Here is an 18,117-nt window from a genome sequence, read left to right as displayed (position 1 = left end):
AGCACCTCCAACATCGCACCTGAGCCAGTGGTTCGGTACAATCGCCCTTCAATTTGATCAAGTATCAGGAACGCTTACATGATCGCCTGCCTGCGCCCCTTTATCGTGCTCTGCCTCGTTGGCCTGATTGCCGCTTGCGCCAGCTCCCCTTCATCCACGCTCGGCGAACTGCCTCGCACCCCTCAAGCCAGCATTGAACAGCTGCTCCAGGAGGCCGGCGACAGCCAGTCGGAGGAAGCTAATCTGCTGCGTTTATCCGCCGCCGACCTGGCTTACCAACAGAAGGACATCGGGCGCGCCAGCAGCATTCTCGAGCAAGTGCAGATGGAAGGCTTGAAGCCTGCCCAGCAAATCTACGCCAGCACTTTAACTGCGGAACTGGCACTGGCGCGCAAGAGCCCGAAAGCGGCACTTAAGGCCTTGCAGAACCCAAGCTTCGCCCGTCTCGGCGAATTGCCGGTCGAACAGCAGGCGCGCAGCCAGCTGGTTCGCGCCACTGCACTGGAGCAGGACGGTCAGACCCTTGCCGCCGCTCGCGAGCGCGTCTTTATCGCACCACTGCTGACCGGCGCCACCGCAGCCGCCAACCATGAAGCCATCTGGTCGCTGGTCTCGCGCCTGCCCAAAGAGCAGCTGCAACCTACAGGTGACGCCGACCTCTCTGGCTGGCTGGAACTGGCAAGCGCCACCAAAGGTGCTGGCACGCTGGAAACTCAGCAGCAGGCCATCAGCAACTGGCAAGCCACCCACCCGAATCACCCGGCAGCGCTGAACCTGCCAAAATCCCTGCAGGATCTGCAGCAACTGGCCAGCCAACCGCTGTCCGAGATTGCATTGCTGCTGCCTATGGAAGGTCGCTTGGCCAGCGTATCGCGCGCACTGCGTGATGGCTTCATGGCTGCCAACTTCGAAGCCCAGCAAAGCGGCCAAGCCGCGCCGAACATCCAGTTTTTCGACAGCTCTCGTCTGACCTCGATTGATGATTTCTACCGTCAGGCGCAGGCCAGCGGCGTGCAACTGGTAGTCGGGCCACTGGAAAAGGAACTGGTCACCCAGCTCAACAACCGCGAGCAACTGCCCATCACCACACTGGCCCTCAACTACAGCGAAAACGACAAGGAAGGCCCACCACAACTGTTCCAATACGGTTTGTCTGCTGAGGATGAAGCACGCGAAGCATCACGCCGCGCCTGGGCTGATGGCCGCCGCAGCGCCTTTGCACTGGTACCGAGCGGCACATGGGGCGACCGCGTTCTTGAAGCTTTCAGCAGCGACTGGCGCGCTCGCGGCGGCAACATGATTGCAGCCGAACACGTGTCCAAGCCGGTAGAGCTGGCGCAACAAATTGCCCGCCTGCTCAAATTGCGTGAAAGCGAAACCCGCGCGCAAAACGTCGAGAGCACCATCGGCACCTCGGTTGATGCACAGCCCACGCCTCGTCAGGACGTAGACTTCATCTTCCTCGCCGCCACCCCGCAACAGGCGCAGCAGATCAAGCCGACTCTGGCGTTCCAATACGCAGGCGACATGGCGGTGTATGCGACCTCGCACCTGTACACCGGTGTCTACAACCAGGCCCAGTATCAGGATTTGTCCGGTATTCAGTTCTGCGAAACGCCGTGGCTGCTCGACTCCAGCGATCCGACCCGCCAGCGCATCAGCAATCAATGGCCACAAGCCAACAGCGGCCTGGGCCGGATTTATGCGATGGGCATTGATGCCTACTCGCTGGCGCCACGCCTCGGCCAGTTGAAGGCACTGCCATCGACCCGCATCGATGGCTTTACCGGCAGCCTGTCGCTGGATGCTCAGCAGCGTATTCAACGCCAGCTGCCGTGGGCCGAGTTCCGCGACGGACAGGTTCAGCGCCTGCCTGACACGCCTCTTTGATTGATCGAAGTAGCAAGCAAAGCACCGGCAAGGACGCCGAAGCGCTGGCTTGCGACTTCCTCAAACAGCAAGGTTTGCGCCTCATCACCCAGAACTGGAGCTGCCGTCGCGGCGAGCTCGATCTGGTCATGCTAGACGCAGATACAGTAGTATTCGTAGAAGTTCGCTATCGGCGCCACTCAGGATGGGGAGGCGCCGCCGAGAGTGTGGACAGGCGCAAACAGCAGAAACTGTGCATTGCCGCCAACCACTTTCTCCAACAAGAATCACGCTGGGGCAAACATCCGTGCCGTTTTGATGTCATAGCCATTAGCCATAAACCTGATTCGCCGCCACAACTCAACTGGATCAAGAACGCCTTTGATGCGTAAGCCATTCGCTACAAACACCCGCGCAAGCCAATCTATTATGCAGATGGCGGCCGCCCACACAGTGCGCAGCCCCTTCACCGCTCCTGCGCAATCGCACACCACAAGGTATTTTCTCTGATGGATATGCAAGACCGTATTCGCCAGCTGTTTCAAGCCAGCATCGACACCAAGCAGCAGTCCATGAGCGTTGTAGCGCCGTATATCGAGCATGCCAGCATGGTCATGGTTCAGGCGCTGCTTAATGAAGGCAAGATTCTCACCTGCGGTAACGGCGGCTCAGCCGGCGATGCCCAGCATTTCTCGTCGGAATTGCTCAACCGCTTCGAGCGAGAGCGTCCGAGTCTGCCTGCCATTGCACTGACCACCGACACCTCGACCATTACCTCGATCGCCAACGATTACAGCTACAACGAGATTTTCTCCAAGCAGATTCGCGCACTCGGCCAACCCGGTGACGTGCTGCTCGCCATCTCGACCAGCGGCAACTCAGCCAATATCATCCAGGCCATTCAAGCGGCGCACGACCGCGAGATGACTGTAGTCGCCCTGACCGGGCGCGATGGCGGCGGTATGGCCTCACTGCTACTGCCGGAAGACGTCGAAATCCGTGTGCCGGCAAAATCTACTGCGCGCATTCAGGAAGTTCATCTGTTGAGCATTCACTGCCTGTGCGACCTTATCGACAGCCAACTATTCGGGAGCGAAGAATGAAGCGTTCACCCCTAGTCATCGCCGGCCTGCTACTGGCCATCGCCGTATCCGGCTGCACCAACCGCAGCATCGGCAACTCGCTGGACGACAAGCTGCTCGACCCGGAACTGCGCTCAAGCGTACAGAAAGCCAGCGCCGACCTGAGTAGTCCGACCTCACACATCGTGCTGAGCAGCTACAACGGCGTGGTCCTGCTGACCGGACAAACCCCGCGCGCCGACCTCAAAGCACTGGCTGAACGCGCCGTAAACAGCGTGCAAGGCGTTAAAAAGGTCTACAACGAGCTGCAGGTGCTGCCGCCAACCACACTGCTCGCACGCAGCAACGACTCGCTGCTGACCGCACAGATCAAAACCGCGATGCTGGCTGACACCAGCGTGCCGAGCACCAACATCAAGGTGATCACCGAAAACGGTATCGTCTACATGCTGGGCCTTGTGACCCACGCCGAAGCCAACCAAGCCACCAACGTGGTTCAGGGTGTAGGCGGCGTGCAGAAAATCATCAAACTGTTCCAGTACACCGACTGATTGCACAGTTGCCCCATAAAAAATGGCGATCAGGTGATCGCCATTTTTTATGCACGAAAGAAAAGCACCGGAGGATGGATAAACCGCAGGTTAATCCGTCATGGCTCAATTGCGGGTGTACGCGGTTCGGTTGTTTGACGGTTTCGGATGCTTGAGGCATTCAATGAGCAAACTGTGTATCGACGCTCAAATCCGTCGGGGCGGATTATCCGCCGTCATCCGAAATGGTCATGACGGATTGCCCCGGCACGGGGCTATCCATCCTCCGGCGGTTGAGCGTGATGAATCAACGTCATTTTGCGGGCATTAAAAAGGCGATCATTCGATCGCCTTTTTAAATTATTTCACAACCTTGAGGCTTGGGCGCCCGGTTGGTCGTGGTGGATCGCTATCCGGTGGACCCTGATCATCCGGGCCCTCGCCTTCAACGTCCTCGCCTACAGGCGGCTCCAAATCGAAAACCATGCCCTGACCGTTCTCACGCGCGTAAATGGCCAATACGGCCGCACCTGGAACGTAGAGGCTATGTGGCGTGCCACCAAAGCGGCCTTCGAAGCTGATGGCTTCGTTATCCATCTGCAAGTGACGCACGGCAGAGGGTGAGACATTGAGAACGATCTGACCGTCGTTGGCAAAACCTGCCGGCACGCTCACGTTCGGGTATTCAGCATTCACCAGCAAATGCGGGGTACAGCCGTTATCGACAATCCATTCGTAAAGAGCACGAACCAGATAAGGGCGACTTGAATTCATCGAGACCTCCTGCATTAGCGCATATCGCGCTCAACACCAGACAAGCTGGCCTGAAACGCTTCGCGGGCAAACTGACGCTCCATGTAGTCGAGCAATGGCTTGGCCGGCTTTGGCAACTCAATGCCGAGCACCGGTAAACGCCACAGAATCGGCAACAGGCAGCAATCGACCAGGCTCATTTCTTCACTGAGGAAGTATGGCTTATCGACAAAAAGTGGGGATACCCCGGTCAGGCTCTCACGCAATTCCTTGCGCGCCTGAACACGTGCAGGTTCTTTGCTGCGCGGATCGAGAATCAGATCGACCAACGCACACCAATCGCGTTGTATACGGTGAACCAGCAAACGGCTATTTGCCCGTGCAACCGGATAAACCGGCAACAATGGCGGATGCGGGTAACGCTCATCCAGATACTCCATCACTACGGTTGACTCGTACAGAGCCAGATCGCGGTCGACCAGAGTAGGCAGGCTTGCGTATGGATTGACCTCAAGCAGTTTCGGCGGGTAACGACCCGGCTCTACTGTGATGATCTCGGCGCTGACACCCTTCTCGGCGAGCACAATGCGTACGCGGTGGGAGTAGTGGTCGGCGGGGTCGGAATAACAGGCCAACCGGTTGGTCACGCCCATGGCGATCCTCCTCGCTTATATGGTTATTTGAAGCAGAAAAACCTGCGCGCCCAGGTGGGCGCGCAGGTCAACAACAGAGCGACGGCAGATTAATGCACGTCCTTCCAGTATTCACGCTTGAGCAGATAGGCGAATACGAAGAAGAAAGCCAGGAACAGCAGAACGTAAGTACCGATACGCTGGCTTTCCAGTTTTACCGGGTTAGCTGAATAAGCCAGGAAGGTCACCAGATTCTTGATCTTCTCGTCAAACTCGGCCTCGCTCAGTTCGCCAGTTTTCGGCTCTACGACCAACTCATCACAACCTTCGTGAGTAATTGGCGTACCGGTCAGCGGGTCATACTGCTTCTTGCCGTCTTCGACGACCTGAACCTGCTTGCAACCGATGTACTGACGACCTTGCAGGCCAACCAGAACGTTAGGCATACCGACGTTGTGGAAAACCTTGTTGTTCACACCCATTGGGCGTGCCGGGTCTTCGTAGAAGCTACGCAGGTAGGTGTACAACCAATCGTTACCACGCACACGAGCAACCAGAGTCAGATCAGGTGGCGCGGCACCGAACCAGGCCTTGGCGTCTTCAGAGCGCATGCTGTTCTGCATGTGATCACCGATTTTGGCACCGGTGAATACGATGTTTTCGAGCATTACGTCGTGCGGCACACCAATGTCATCAGCTACGCGCTCATAACGTTGGAATTTGGCACCGTGGCAACCCATGCAGTAGTTGGCGAACGTACGCGCGCCGTCCTGCATGGCTGCTTTATCAGTCAGGTCGATATCAACCTTGTCGAGATGCACACCTTCAGCGCTAGCGAAGGCGAGAGCTGGCAGACACGCCACAATCATTGCTGCAAATAGCTTTTTCATCAGCCAGTCACCCTTTCCGGAACCGGTTTGGTTTTTTCCATCCTGGTGTAGAAAGGCATCAGGATGAAGTACGCGAAATACAGGAACGTGCACACTTGCGAGAGCAAGGTACGGCCTGGAGTTGGCGCCAATACACCCAGCACACCAAGGATTACGAAGGATACGCAGAAGACCAGCAACCAGATCTTGCTCATCCAACCCTTGTAGCGCATGGATTTAACCGGGCTACGGTCAAGCCAAGGCAACACGAACAGCACGGCAATTGCAGCACCCATGGCGATTACACCCAGAAGCTTGTCTGGAATCGCGCGCAGGATTGCGTAGAACGGTGTGAAGTACCAAACCGGTGCAATGTGTTCAGGCGTCTTGAATGCGTTGGCCACTTCGAAGTTCGGCTTCTCGAGGAAGTATCCGCCCATCTCCGGGAAGAAGAACACGATCGAGCAGAAGATGAACAGGAAGACCACAACGCCGACGATGTCTTTAACAGTGTAGTAAGGGTGGAACGCGATGCCGTCGAGCGGAATGCCGTTCTCGTCCTTTTTCTTCTTGATGTCGACGCCGTCAGGGTTGTTCGAACCCACTTCGTGCAGAGCCAGAATGTGCAGCACAACCAGACCGAGAATTACGATTGGCAGCGCCACAACGTGCAGAGCAAAGAAGCGGTTCAGCGTGATCCCCGAAATCAGGTAGTCACCACGAATCCACTGGGTCAGGTCATCGCCGATAACCGGAATGGCACCGAACAGCGAAATAATTACCTGTGCACCCCAGTAAGACATCTGGCCCCAAGGCAGCAGGTAGCCCATGAAGGCCTCAGCCATCAACGCCAGGTAGATCAGCATGCCGAACACCCAGACCAGCTCACGCGGCTTCTGATACGAGCCGTAGAGCAAGCCACGGAACATATGCATGTAAACCACGATGAAGAATGCCGAAGCACCCGTCGAGTGCAGCAGACGCAGAATCCAGCCGTATTCCACATCACGCATGATGTATTCGACCGAAGCAAATGCTTCTTCAGCCGACGGCGTGTAGCTCATGGTCAGCCAGATGCCGGTGAGGATCTGGTTAACCAGAACCAGCAGCGCCAGCGAGCCAAAGAAGTAGAAGAAGTTGAAGTTCTTCGGTGCGTAATACTTGCTTAGATGGTCTTCCCACATTTTTGTGGCGGGAAAGCGGGCGTCAACCCATTCCATGAACTTGCTCATCAGGCTTTCTCCTGGTCCACGCCGACGACGATAATCTCATCCGTCTCATACGAGTGCGGCGGCACTGGCAGATTCAGCGGCGCTGGCTGCGATTTGTATACGCGCCCTGCCATGTCATAACGCGAGCCGTGGCATGGGCAGAAATAGCCCCCCACCCACTCAGGACCCAAATCTGCCGGAGCGACTTCTGGACGGAACGTAGGTGAGCAACCCAGGTGAGTACAGATGCCGATAAGCAGCAGCACTTCTGGTTTGATCGAACGAGTAACCGGATCTACGTAGGTCGGCTGAACCGAAGCTTTTGACTCCGGATCGGCGACACGGTCGTGGATCTTATCAAGGTTACCGAGGATCTCCTCGGTACGGCGCACGATAAATACCGGCTGCCCCCGCCATTCGGCAATCATCTGCTGGCCTGGCTCGACCTTGCTCACGTTCACCTTCACAGGCGCACCGGCTGCTTTAGCCTTGGCACTCGGGAACCATGACCCCACGAACGGGACCGCGGCACCCACCGCTCCTGCAGCGCCCACCACAGAGGTGGCTGCTACCAAGAAGCGACGCCGGCCTGCATTCACGCCGTCATTGCTCATTCAGTCGTCTCCCATCAGCTTTGTGGCCTGTGGTTCAGGCCTATACTTAAATAAAATTTTGTAGCGCAAAAAATTCGCCAAATGGTAAAGAAAAGCCCCTTTACTGACAAGGCAATTACCTAACCAAGTGCAGCGCACTCCCTCGCAGCGCGCTGCTGGTAAGGATGCGGCACGTTGTCGCACAGTAGTCTAGCACCCATAAAAAACGCCCAGCTCCGAAATGGAAACTGGGCGTTTTCTTGAACGCAGGAAGCGAATTAACGCTTCGAGTACTGCGGACGCTTACGCGCTTTACGCAGACCAACTTTCTTACGTTCAACTTCACGAGCATCGCGAGTCACGTAGCCTGCTTTACGCAGAGCCGGACGCAGAGTCTCGTCATAATCCATCAACGCACGAGTGATACCGTGGCGGATTGCGCCAGCTTGACCGCTCACACCACCGCCAACAACGGTAACGAAAACGTCAAACTTTTCGGTCAGCTCGGTCAGTTCCAGCGGCTGACGAACTACCATGCGGGCAGTTTCGCGACCGAAGAAAGCATCCAGCGTACGATTGTTGATAGAGATGCTGCCGTTACCCGGACGCAGGAAAACGCGTGCGGTTGCAGTCTTGCGACGGCCAGTGCCGTAATTTTGAGTCGCCGACATAATGAACTATTCCGTTAAATCTTCAGTTCTTGGGGCTGCTGAGCAGTATGAGGGTGAGCAGCGCCCGCATAGACTTTCAGCTTACGGTACATGTCGCGACCCAGCGGGTTCTTAGGCAGCATGCCTTTAACCGCGGTCTCGATCACGCGCTCTGGCGCCTTGGCGATCAGCTTTTCGAAGTTGATCGACTTGATGCCGCCCGGAAAACCGGAGTGAGAGTAATACATCTTATCGGTAGTCTTGGCACCGGTAACACGTACCTGCTCAGCATTGATAACAACGATATAATCGCCAGTATCTACGTGCGGAGTGTACTCAGGCTTGTGCTTGCCACGCAGACGAGTAGCGATTTCGGTAGCCAGACGACCCAGGGTCTGACCAGCAGCGTCGACGACGAACCAGTCGCGCTTAACTGTTTCTGGTTTAGCAGTAAAAGTCTTCATTCTTTATAGCCTCAGGGGCCGCCCTGATAAATAAGACGGCGGATCTTACTGAATAGTGCGTACTTTGACAAGGTCAAAGGCAGCCGGATACAGACGCTATCGGGGGCTCGGGTCAGCACGTCTGATAAACGGCAAGATGTTTTCGGCAGGCGGCGCATCACTTCCACTGCAGAAAGAGCTGCGCAATTATGCAGATTGCGAAAATTTTATCAACCTGATTCTATAGTTGTTTCTTAAATAAGGGCCAATCATGCAATTTCGTCAGCTAGGTAAAACCGACATCACCGTTAGCGCCCTCTGCCTCGGCACCATGACCTGGGGCGAACAAAACAGCCAAAGCGAAGGCATTGCCCAGATTGACCGGGCCAAGGAATACGGCGTTAATTTCATCGACACCGCCGAAATGTATCCGGTCCCGCCTCGCGCCGAGACGTACACCAAGACCGAACAAATCATTGGCGAGTACTTCAAGCAACGCGGCGACCGCGCCGACTGGGTGCTTGCCAGCAAGATCGCCGGCCCCGGCAATGGCATCGATTATATTCGCGACGGCCAGCTCAGGCACAACCGTCAACACATCCGCGAGGCCGTAGACTCCAGCCTCAAGCGCCTGCAAACCGACTGGATTGACCTGTACCAGCTGCACTGGCCTGAGCGCCCGACTAATTTCTTCGGCCAGCTCGACTACAAGCATCAGGAAAGCCAGTTCACCGCCTTCGAAGAAACCCTGGATGCGCTTGCCGAACAGGTCAAGGCCGGCAAGATTCGCCATGTTGGCCTGTCCAACGAAACCCCGTGGGGCACCATGGAGTTTCTCAAGCTGGCAGAAAGCCGCAACCTGCCGCGTTGCGTGTCCATCCAGAACCCGTACAGCCTGCTTAACCGCACCTTCGAAATTGGCCTGGCGGAAGTGGCCATTCGCGAACAATGCGGCCTGCTGGCCTACTCGCCCCTGGCTTTTGGCATGCTCAGCGGCAAATACGAAAACGGCGCACGCCCGGCCGATGCCCGCCTGACGCTGTTCAGTCGCTTCGCGCGCTACAGCAACCCGCAAGCCGTTACGGCCTGCTCACGCTACGTTGCACTGGCCAAGGAGCATGGGCTCGATCCGGCGCAAATGGCCCTGGCTTTTGTAACCGCACGACCATTCGTCACCAGCAACATCATTGGCGCGACCACGATGGAGCAGCTTGAGAGCAACCTGGCCAGCAGCGAACTGACATTGAGCAGCGAAGTCATGGAAGGCATTCAGGCGATTCACACCGCCCAACCCAACCCCGCCCCGTAAGCACAAAAAAAGCCGATCAGGATTAGCTGATCGGCTTTTAATCACTACGCTGCAATGCAGCGCGGTATCAACTCTTCTTGCGCACGTACAACACGAGGTTGTGATCCACCAACTCGAAGCCGTGCTCGGCAACGATTTCCTTTTGGCGTTTTTCGATCTGCGCATCCATGAATTCGATAACCTCACCGGTGTCGACGCAGACCATATGATCGTGATGGCCACCATCAGCCAGTTCGAATACAGCGTGGCCGCCATCAAAATTATGCCGCACGACCAAGCCGGCAGCCTCAAATTGAGTCAGTACACGGTATACGGTGGCCAGGCCAACATCTTCTCCTGCCTCCATCAGAGACTTGTAAACATCCTCTGCGCTCATGTGCCGTTGACCCGCAGAATCCAGCATCTGCAAGATCTTGACCCGTGGCAGGGTCACTTTCAGGCCTACCTTTCTTAACTCGTTATTTTCAACCATGGTCTGCTTTCTCGTGGAAGCGGTTTCGCAGCTTCCCTTATTACGGGTATGATCTGGGTTTATATTGCCCAGCCAAGATAGTGGAAGTCACCCACCGATGCAAAAAACCAAGCTCCTGATGACAAGCCTCACCCTGACGGGGCTCTTCGCGATCGCCGGTTGTTCATACCCCGGGGTTTATAAAATCGACATTCAACAGGGCAATGTCGTCACACAAGACATGATAGACCAGTTACGCCCTGGAATGACCCGCAAACAAGTGCGGTTTATCATGGGTAACCCCCTGATTACCGACACGTTCCATGCTAATCGCTGGGACTACCTGTACAGCATGCAGCCAGGCGGCCGCCAGCGTACGCAGGAGCGCGTGAGCATTACCTTCAATGAAAGCGACCAACTGGTAGGTCTTTCTGGCGACTTCATGCCGGGTATGAGCCGCGAGCAAGAGATCATGGGCAATACGCCTGCGACCACCACGACCGAGGTGGCACCGACCACTGAACCCGTGGAAACGACCCCTGTCGCACCGGCACCTGTTGAACCTGTTGAAGAAGAGCCTGCAGAGCCCGGCTCGCTGCTCGACACTATTCAGCAAGAAATCGACGACGCTGAAACAGCACCGGTGCCGACACCAGCCCCGCTGGAGACTGCACCCTAACCTGCACAGGTTAGCGCTCAGCAACAAAAAGCCCGGCATCCCGGGCTTTTTGTTATCTACAGGGCGCGAAACAAAACAGTTCACGCCATCGCAGCATCAACAGTCGACCTACGAATCGCCCTCGGCACTTCTAGCCTTAGCCGCCTCTGCTGCCTTGGCCGCACGCTGCTTGCGCACTTCCTTGGGATCGGCAATCAGCGGCCGGTAAATCTCGATCCGCTCACCCTCTTGCATAACCCGCTCATCGGGCTTGGGCACGGCCTTGCCGAATATACCCAGCGGGCTCTCCGCCAAATCCAATCCGGGGAAATGCTCCTGCATACCGGACTTCAGCACCGCCTCACGCATGGTTGTGCCTTGCGGCACGTTGATCCGCAAAAGCTTTTGCTTGTGCGCCAGCGCATAGACAACCTCAACCACGATGGTTTGCTTATCCATAGAGATCCTTGGCGCGCTGACAGAAGGCATCGACCAGAGTATTTGCCGCCTGATTGAACAAAGGCCCGAGGGTTGCCCGAACCAGCGAGCCGGCATAATCAAACTGCATGTCGAGGCTGATTTTGCAGGCCTTGTCCCCGAGGGCCTTGAACTCCCAGCGCCCGTGCAACTTGGTGAACGGGCCTTCATCCAGGTTCAGCTCAATCGACTTGCCCGGCACCAGCGTATTGCGCGTAACGAAGCGTGAACTCAGGCCGCCCTTGGCGATATCCAGACTCGCACGCATGTGTTCGTCACTGACCTCAAGCACCTGACTTGAGGCGCACCAGGGCAGGAATTCCGGATACTGAGCCACATCATTGACCAGATCGTATAGCGCCTGAGCGGTATAGGGCAGCAGCGCCGAACGCTGAATATGAGTAGTCATAAGCCGGGGTATTCACTCCACAGGTTCATCGGTTTCACTTCGTCAGCTCGGCAACGAAGACAATCAAAACGCCAATCGGTGCAACGACACGAATCAGCCACAACGCAACATTGAACAGCACAGGGCTGCTGATCGACAACTCGTCACGCACCGCCTCCCGGGTCATGACCCAGCCGGCAAACAGCGCAAAGGATAACCCGCCGAGCGGCAACAGCAGGCGGCTGGTCAAATAATCAATGCCTTCAAAGAAGTTCTTGCCACCCTCAGCACCCCACTGAAACAGATGGAAGCCATCGTTGGCAAACACGAAGAACTTGGCATCGGCCCCGACATTGAACGACAGCACGGTGCCCATGCCGACCAACCAGCAAAAGAATGCCAGCGTCGAGGTGACAACTGCGCGGCTGCGACCTGTGCGCTCAACAAAGTAGGCAACCGCAGGCTCCAGCATGGAGATCGACGAACTCCAGGCGGCCAGTGCCACGAGTACAAAGAACACCAGACCGGCGATCTGGCCAAAGGCAATGTTGCCGAAGGCAATCGGCAAGGTCACGAACATCAAGCCCGGACCACCGCTGGGTTCCAGCCCGGCCGCGAACACAATCGGGAACAACGCGAGCCCGGCCGTCAGCGCCACAACCGTATCCAGCAAGCCGACTGTAAGCACGGTGGCGCCGATTGATGACTTCTTCGGCATGTAAGAGCCGTAAACCATGATCGAACCCACGCCCACGCTCAGCGTGAAGAATGCATGGCCCATCGCCGCCAGAATGCCTTCCTGCACCTTGCTCGAATCGAAGTGGAACAAGAAGCGCACGCCATCCATGAAGTGGCCGGTGGTCAGGCTGTAGCCCAGCAGCATCAGCAACAACACGAACAACATCGGCATCATGATCCGCAGGCTGCGCTCAAGCCCCGCAACCACGCCTTTGGCGATCACAAAACCGGTGAAGACCATGAACAGGGTGTGCCACAGCGTCAGGCGCCAGGGGTCCGAGGTCAGCCCACCAAAGGCCTCGCCCGCCCCTTGCGGGCTGATACCACTGAAATCACCACGGCCCATGCCGATGATGTAATCGAGCGACCAGCCCGCCACAACACTGTAAAACGACAGGATCAACAACGCCGCCACCATGCCGATGACAGCCGCAAGTGGCCACAGCTTCGAGCCGCCAGACTCTGCCGCCAGCGCCTTCATCGAGTTCACCGGGCTCTGCCGGCCGCGACGCCCGATCAGGGTTTCAGCGAGCATGATCGGCACACCAATCAGAGCGATGCACACCAGATACATCGCCACGAAAGCGCCGCCGCCATACATGCCGGTCATGTACGGAAACTTCCAGATATTGCCCAAGCCCACAGCGGAGCCCGTTGCGGCAAGGATAAACACCCAGCGGCTGACCCATGCGCCATGTATCGAAACTTTGTCTGTTGCCATGTACCGCCAGCCTGATTGGGTGAGAAAAAGTGCGCGCATTGTCGGGGATTCGCCCACGCGGCTCAAGCTTGGACGAATCCCGAAAAATCCGACGCCAGCCATTGTAGGTTTAACAGCCCGAACACAGCCCACACATGCACGCTGCAACGCGCATCAACTCTTATAGTAGTTAATGGACAACCCTCAGTTGCCCCGCCACTTGCAGCGCGGAGCAACCGCTACTCTGCCCGTGCCCAGCCACGATTGCGGGTGGTCGAGAGCAATTGCAATCATCAATCACACACTTTGCCTGCTTGAGTCCGTAGCGCAGATGCTGGCGACTCCTTATAATGCGCCGCCTATGGCTAAACAAAAGAAACATCAAGAAGGCACCATCGCGCTGAATAAAAAGGCGCTGCATGACTATTTCATCGAAACCAAGTTCGAGGCCGGTCTGGTTCTGGCTGGCTGGGAAGTGAAAAGCATGCGCGCCGGCAAGGCTCAGTTGGTTGACAGCTATGTGCTGCTCAAGAACGACGAAGCCTGGCTGATGGGCTGCCACATTACCCCCCTGAAAACGGCGAGCACCCACGTGATCGCTGACCCGATCCGTACCCGCAAGCTGCTTTTGAACAAGCGCGAGCTGGAGAAATTGTTCGGCGCAGTCAATCAGAAGGGGTACACCTGCGTGGCATTGTCGATCCAGTGGAAAGCCCACTTGGTCAAATGCACCATCGCCTTGGTGAAGGGTAAGAAAGACTTCGACAAGCGCCACACCGAGAAAGAACGTGACGCCGACCGTGAAGTCCAGCGCGCCATGCGCACCAAGGGCAAAGGCGATTAATCACCCGCCTGCCTTGGCGACTTAGCCTGCGCCCGCCCCTCCTCCGGAATCGCCACCTCGCCAAGGGTGCGCGTTGGATCATTATGATCAACCCCGGTTGAATCATAACGACCAACCCCCGGAGGATGGATAGCCCCGCACCGGGGCAATCCGTCATGACCATTTCGGATGGCGGCAAATAATCGGTCATGACCATTTCAGACCTCGACAAATAATCCGCCACGACAATTTCGCGCATCGACGCGCAATCCGTTTATGGATCATTTCAAGAATCCGCAACCGCCAAACAACCGCAACCGCGTACATCCGTATTTACGCCATGACGGATTAACCTGCGGTTGATCCATTCTCCGTGGAGTGTTGAGTCATAACGATCAATCCCGGTTGAATCATGATGACCAACCACCGGAGGATGGATAGCCCCGAACGGGGCAATCCGTCATGACGATTTCGGGTGACGGCAAATAATCCGTCATGACGATTTCAGACCTCGACAAATAATCCGCCACGCCGATTTCGCGCATCGACGCGCAATCCGTTTATGGGTCGTGTCAATAATCCGCAACCGCCAAACAACGGCAATGGTGTACATCCGCAATTACGCCATGACGGATTAACCTGCGGTTGATCCATCCTCCGTGGGGTGTTGAGTCATAACGATCAATCACCGGAGGATGGATAGCCCCGAACGGGGCAATCCATCATGACGATTTCGGATGACGGCAAATAATCCGTCATGACAATTCCAGACCCCGATAAATAATCCGCCACGCCGATTTCGCGCATCGTCGCGCAATCCGCTTATGGGTCATTTCAATAATCCGCAACCGCCAAACAACCGCAACCGCGTACACCCGCAATTGCGTCATGACGGATTAACCTGCGGTTGATCCATCCTCCGTGGGGTGTTGAGTCATAACAATCATTCACCGGAGGATGGATAGCCCCGAACGGGGCAATCCGTCATGACGATTTCGGATGACGGCAAATAATCCGTCATGATCATTTCAGATGGCGGCAAATAATCTGTCATGACCATTTCGGATCACACCAACGTCAGCGATTAACCTCCGTGCGTTGAGCGGCGCTGGGCGCGGGCGACTCGTTGGGCCTGCTGCTGCACGTCGGACAAAACTTCCTGCACGTAATCAATATGCTGATTGGACAACGTGCGCGCCTGCTCGGCATGGCCCTGCATGATGGCCTCGTATAACGCGCGGTGCTGGGCAATCAGCATGTCACGGGTCTCGTCACGCTGCGCATACATGCCGCCAATGTTGGTCACCACATTGCGCCGGAGCAGATCAAACAAGCCGCGAATGGTATGCAGCAATACGGCATTGTGGCTGGCCTCGGCAATCGCCAGGTGGAAGTTGGCATCGGCGGCGCCCTCTTCTGCGCGAGTCGCCTTACCCGCACGGCTGTAGCACTCCTGCAACGCGTCAAAAGCTGCTGTCAGCCGCACGCGATCAATACTGGTGGCGCGCTGAGCCGCATAAAACGCACACGAGCCTTCCAGCGTATGACGAAATTCAAGTAAGTCGCGCTGGGCGCTTGGGTTGTTTTCCAGCAGGTGCAGCAGCGGATCACTGAAAGTCGAGCCCAAGGTTTGCGACACATAATTGCCACCGCCCTGGCGGCTCACCAAGAGCCCACGGGCGACCAATTTCTGAATCGCTTCACGCAACGAAGGGCGTGACACACCAAAACGCTCAGCAAGCACACGCTCAGCCGGCAAGCGCTCGCCCGCCGTCAACGTACCTTCAAGCACCATGGTTTCGATCTGCTCGACAATGCCATCCGACAAACGTCGCTGCTGTACCTGCCCTACGTCCATTTCCATCACCTTATTGGTTTTACCACCCCGAAGCGCCGCACCGCGCGGCCTCGGGATGTCCTGCAAGAAGCCTATAGAGCCTGCAGACACTGCACAAGATAGTGCTCTGAGACCAAAGTTGTAGAGACATAAATTGACTTTAACCGCACCGGCCTTTTACTCTGAGCCCATCAACTTGTAAATTGGTCTGACCAATTTAAGCACTAACTAATAATAATTTCAAAATACGCCACGAGGTTATTGATGTCGCCAATGCCAACCTTCCCTGCCAACACTCGGAATATATCCAGTCAGTTCGCCTGCGCAGGGAGCCAGACCAATGAATAACGGCTTACTCGCACTTCTCGCCTTCTCGCCGATTCTGCTGGCCGCGATTCTGCTGATCGGCCTGCGCTGGCCGGCAAAACGCGCCATGCCGCTGGTTTACCTGCTGACTGCCGCCGTTGGCTTGTTTGCATGGGACATGACGTTCAATCGCGTATTGGCCTCAACCATTCAAGGCCTGCTGATAACCCTCGGCTTGTTGTGGATCATCTTCGGCGCAATCCTGCTGCTCAACACCCTAAAACACTCCGGTGGCATCACCGCGATTCGTGCAGGCTTCGCCACCATCAGCCCAGACCGCCGCATTCAGGCGATCATCATTGCCTGGCTGTTTGGTTGCTTCATTGAAGGCGCCTCAGGCTTCGGCACACCGGCTGCGATTGCTGCGCCGCTGCTCGTCGCTATCGGCTTCCCTGCCATGGCCGCCGTACTAATGGGCATGCTGGTCCAGAGCACACCGGTGTCGTTCGGCGCGGTTGGCACGCCAATCATCGTCGGCGTCAGCACCGGCCTCGACAGCAACGCCATTGGCGCGCAATTGGCTGAACACGGCTCGTCGTGGGCGCAGTTCCTGCAACTGATTACCAGTGAAGTCGCCATCATCCACGCCATTGTCGGCACTGTTATGCCGCTGTTCATGGCCATGATGCTGACGCGCTTCTTCGGTCAGGAGAAAAGCTGGAAGGCAGGCCTCGCAGTCATGCCGTTCGCCATTTTCGCCGGCCTGGCATTTACCATTCCTTACGCCCTCACCGGCGTGTTCCTCGGCCCTGAGTTCCCGTCACTGATTGGCGGCCTTACAGGCCTGGCGATTGTCACCACCGCTGCCCGTTTCGGCTTCCTGGTACCGAAAACCTCGTGGGATTTTGCACCGGCTAAAGACTGGCCAGCAGAGTGGATCGGCACCGTTGAAATGAAGCTCGAAGAACTCACGCAAAAGCCTATGAGTTCGCTGCGCGCTTGGCTGCCTTACGTACTGGTGGGCGCCCTGTTGGTCATCAGCCGCGTATTCCCGGAAGTCTCCGGCGCACTCAAAGCTGTGGTCATCAACTTCCCGGACTTGATGGGCGAAGCAGGCGTCAGCGCCAACTTCCAGCCGCTGTATCTGCCAGGCGGAATCCTGGTTGCAGTGGTTATCGCCACCTTCTTCCTGCACGGCATGCGTGTTCGTGAACTGACGGCAGCCGTTAAAGAGTCGAGCAGCGTTCTGCTCAGCGCGGGTTTCGTTCTGCTGTTCACCGTGCCGATGGTGCGTATTCTGATCAACTCGGGCGTTAACAGCGCCGACATCGCCAGCATGCCAATTGTCATGGCTCGCTGGGTCGCAGACAGCGTTGGCGGCATCTATCCGCTGCTGGCGCCAAGCATCGGTGCACTCGGCGCATTCATCGCCGGCTCCAACACCGTCAGCAACATGATGTTCAGCCAGTTCCAGTTTGGCGTGGCGCATACACTCGGCATGTCCGGTGCGCTGATTGTCGCGGTACAAGCGATTGGCGCAGCGGCTGGCAACATGGTCGCGATTCACAACGTGGTCGCCGCCTCTGCCACCGTCGGCCTGCTCGGTCGCGAAGGCACTACATTACGCAAGACAATCTGGCCTACGCTGTACTACGTTCTGTTTACCGGCCTGATTGCCCTGTTTGCCGTCTATGGTCTGGGCATTACCGACCCGTTAATGCTCGCCCAGTAAACTGATAAACCAGCCCCGCCTTTCGAGGCGGGGCTTAGTCAATTACGGCGCACAATAAAGCGCCCG

General features: G+C 56.7%; 20 protein-coding genes. 8 read left to right on the top strand and 12 right to left on the bottom strand.

The genetic code is table 11. From position 1 onward, the window contains the following. Nucleotides 1-78: 78 nt before the first annotated feature. The 4 genes from PMYSY11_RS05335 (at nt 79) to PMYSY11_RS05320 (ending at nt 3,502) form a co-directional block, all read left to right on the top strand. On the top strand, nt 79-1,890 hold the full coding sequence (locus PMYSY11_RS05335) for a penicillin-binding protein activator (protein WP_090513086.1): 1,812 nt from the start codon (nt 79-81) through the stop codon (nt 1,888-1,890). Then, entirely contained in the window at nt 1,890-2,261 is a 372-nt protein-coding gene (locus tag PMYSY11_RS05330) for a YraN family protein (protein WP_170827706.1), read from the top strand. Before PMYSY11_RS05335 ends, PMYSY11_RS05330 begins: the two co-directional genes overlap by 1 nt. 117 nt (nt 2,262-2,378) lie before the next feature. Next, nucleotides 2,379-2,972: a phosphoheptose isomerase gene (locus tag PMYSY11_RS05325; RefSeq protein ID WP_150548517.1), complete on the top strand. Its 594-nt coding sequence runs from the start codon at nt 2,379-2,381 to the stop codon at nt 2,970-2,972. After that, nucleotides 2,969-3,502 (top strand): BON domain-containing protein, encoded by a 534-nt coding sequence (locus PMYSY11_RS05320; protein ID WP_090513093.1) that lies wholly within the window; start codon nt 2,969-2,971, stop codon nt 3,500-3,502. The genes PMYSY11_RS05325 and PMYSY11_RS05320 overlap by 4 nt, the downstream gene beginning before the upstream one ends. A 339-nt stretch (nt 3,503-3,841) precedes the next feature. Here PMYSY11_RS05320 and PMYSY11_RS05315 read toward each other — a convergent pair whose 3' ends face one another. The 7 genes from PMYSY11_RS05315 to rplM all read right to left on the bottom strand — a co-directional run bounded on the left by PMYSY11_RS05315 (nt 3,842) and on the right by rplM (nt 8,653). Continuing rightward, nucleotides 3,842-4,255, bottom strand: coding sequence for a ClpXP protease specificity-enhancing factor (locus PMYSY11_RS05315; protein WP_069897885.1), 414 nt, complete (start codon nt 4,253-4,255; stop codon nt 3,842-3,844). A 14-nt stretch (nt 4,256-4,269) separates the two neighbouring features. Beyond that, a complete protein-coding gene (locus tag PMYSY11_RS05310; RefSeq protein WP_069897886.1) occupies nt 4,270-4,887 on the bottom strand; it encodes a glutathione S-transferase N-terminal domain-containing protein in 618 nt (205 codons plus the stop codon). An 89-nt stretch (nt 4,888-4,976) separates the two neighbouring features. Next, the gene (locus PMYSY11_RS05305) at nt 4,977-5,756 is read right to left on the bottom strand and encodes a cytochrome c1 (protein ID WP_069897887.1); all 780 of its coding nucleotides are present in this window, start codon (nt 5,754-5,756) and stop codon (nt 4,977-4,979) included. Continuing rightward, on the bottom strand, nt 5,756-6,967 hold the full coding sequence (locus PMYSY11_RS05300; protein WP_069897888.1) for a cytochrome b: 1,212 nt from the start codon (nt 6,965-6,967) through the stop codon (nt 5,756-5,758). Before PMYSY11_RS05300 ends, PMYSY11_RS05305 begins: the two co-directional genes overlap by 1 nt. Continuing rightward, the gene (gene petA / locus PMYSY11_RS05295) at nt 6,967-7,560 is read right to left on the bottom strand and encodes a ubiquinol-cytochrome c reductase iron-sulfur subunit (RefSeq protein WP_069897889.1); all 594 of its coding nucleotides are present in this window, start codon (nt 7,558-7,560) and stop codon (nt 6,967-6,969) included. The genes PMYSY11_RS05300 and petA overlap by 1 nt, the downstream gene beginning before the upstream one ends. A 257-nt stretch (nt 7,561-7,817) precedes the next feature. Further along, a complete protein-coding gene (rpsI, locus tag PMYSY11_RS05290; protein WP_150548516.1) occupies nt 7,818-8,210 on the bottom strand; it encodes a 30S ribosomal protein S9 in 393 nt (130 codons plus the stop codon). A gap of 14 nt (nt 8,211-8,224) precedes the next feature. Beyond that, entirely contained in the window at nt 8,225-8,653 is a 429-nt protein-coding gene (rplM, locus tag PMYSY11_RS05285) for a 50S ribosomal protein L13 (RefSeq protein WP_069897891.1), read from the bottom strand. Between the two features lie 250 nt (nt 8,654-8,903). On the opposite strand from rplM, the gene PMYSY11_RS05280 reads away from it, so the two are divergent. Beyond that, entirely contained in the window at nt 8,904-9,941 is a 1,038-nt protein-coding gene (locus PMYSY11_RS05280; protein WP_150548515.1) for an NADP(H)-dependent aldo-keto reductase, read from the top strand. Between the two features lie 67 nt (nt 9,942-10,008). Here PMYSY11_RS05280 and fur read toward each other — a convergent pair whose 3' ends face one another. Next, nucleotides 10,009-10,413, bottom strand: a complete 405-nt coding sequence (gene fur / locus PMYSY11_RS05275) for a ferric iron uptake transcriptional regulator (protein ID WP_150548514.1) — start codon at nt 10,411-10,413, stop codon at nt 10,009-10,011. A gap of 97 nt (nt 10,414-10,510) precedes the next feature. On the opposite strand from fur, the gene PMYSY11_RS05270 reads away from it, so the two are divergent. Beyond that, nucleotides 10,511-11,071 carry an outer membrane protein assembly factor BamE gene (locus PMYSY11_RS05270; RefSeq protein ID WP_150548513.1) on the top strand — a complete coding sequence of 187 codons (561 nt, stop codon included), beginning with the start codon at nt 10,511-10,513 and terminating at the stop codon, nt 11,069-11,071. A 108-nt stretch (nt 11,072-11,179) separates the two neighbouring features. On the opposite strand, the gene PMYSY11_RS05265 is transcribed toward PMYSY11_RS05270, so the two are convergent. The 3 genes from PMYSY11_RS05265 to PMYSY11_RS05255 are packed head-to-tail and all read right to left on the bottom strand — an operon-like array spanning nt 11,180 to nt 13,374. Next, complete coding sequence (locus tag PMYSY11_RS05265; RefSeq protein ID WP_150548512.1) at nt 11,180-11,509, bottom strand: RnfH family protein; 330 nt, start codon at nt 11,507-11,509, stop codon at nt 11,180-11,182. After that, the gene (locus tag PMYSY11_RS05260; RefSeq protein WP_069897896.1) at nt 11,502-11,936 is read right to left on the bottom strand and encodes a type II toxin-antitoxin system RatA family toxin; all 435 of its coding nucleotides are present in this window, start codon (nt 11,934-11,936) and stop codon (nt 11,502-11,504) included. Before PMYSY11_RS05260 ends, PMYSY11_RS05265 begins: the two co-directional genes overlap by 8 nt. A 34-nt stretch (nt 11,937-11,970) precedes the next feature. After that, the gene (locus PMYSY11_RS05255; RefSeq protein WP_150548511.1) at nt 11,971-13,374 is read right to left on the bottom strand and encodes a sodium-dependent transporter; all 1,404 of its coding nucleotides are present in this window, start codon (nt 13,372-13,374) and stop codon (nt 11,971-11,973) included. 340 nt (nt 13,375-13,714) lie between these two features. Here PMYSY11_RS05255 and smpB point away from each other — a divergent pair, with 340 nt between their 5' ends. After that, on the top strand, nt 13,715-14,197 hold the full coding sequence (gene smpB, locus PMYSY11_RS05250; protein ID WP_069897898.1) for an SsrA-binding protein SmpB: 483 nt from the start codon (nt 13,715-13,717) through the stop codon (nt 14,195-14,197). Between the two features lie 1,063 nt (nt 14,198-15,260). On the opposite strand, the gene PMYSY11_RS05245 is transcribed toward smpB, so the two are convergent. Beyond that, a complete protein-coding gene (locus tag PMYSY11_RS05245; protein ID WP_069897899.1) occupies nt 15,261-16,034 on the bottom strand; it encodes an FCD domain-containing protein in 774 nt (257 codons plus the stop codon). A gap of 319 nt (nt 16,035-16,353) precedes the next feature. On the opposite strand from PMYSY11_RS05245, the gene PMYSY11_RS05240 reads away from it, so the two are divergent. Then, nucleotides 16,354-18,051 (top strand): L-lactate permease, encoded by a 1,698-nt coding sequence (locus tag PMYSY11_RS05240; protein ID WP_069897900.1) that lies wholly within the window; start codon nt 16,354-16,356, stop codon nt 18,049-18,051. Nucleotides 18,052-18,117 lie beyond the last annotated feature (66 nt).

Origin of the sequence: Pseudomonas marincola, from assembly GCF_900682675.2 — a bacterium.
Classification (GTDB): domain Bacteria; phylum Pseudomonadota; class Gammaproteobacteria; order Pseudomonadales; family Pseudomonadaceae; genus Aquipseudomonas; species Aquipseudomonas marincola.
Note: the sequence above shows the minus strand (reverse complement) of the source record. Positions and strands in the feature narration are given on the sequence as shown.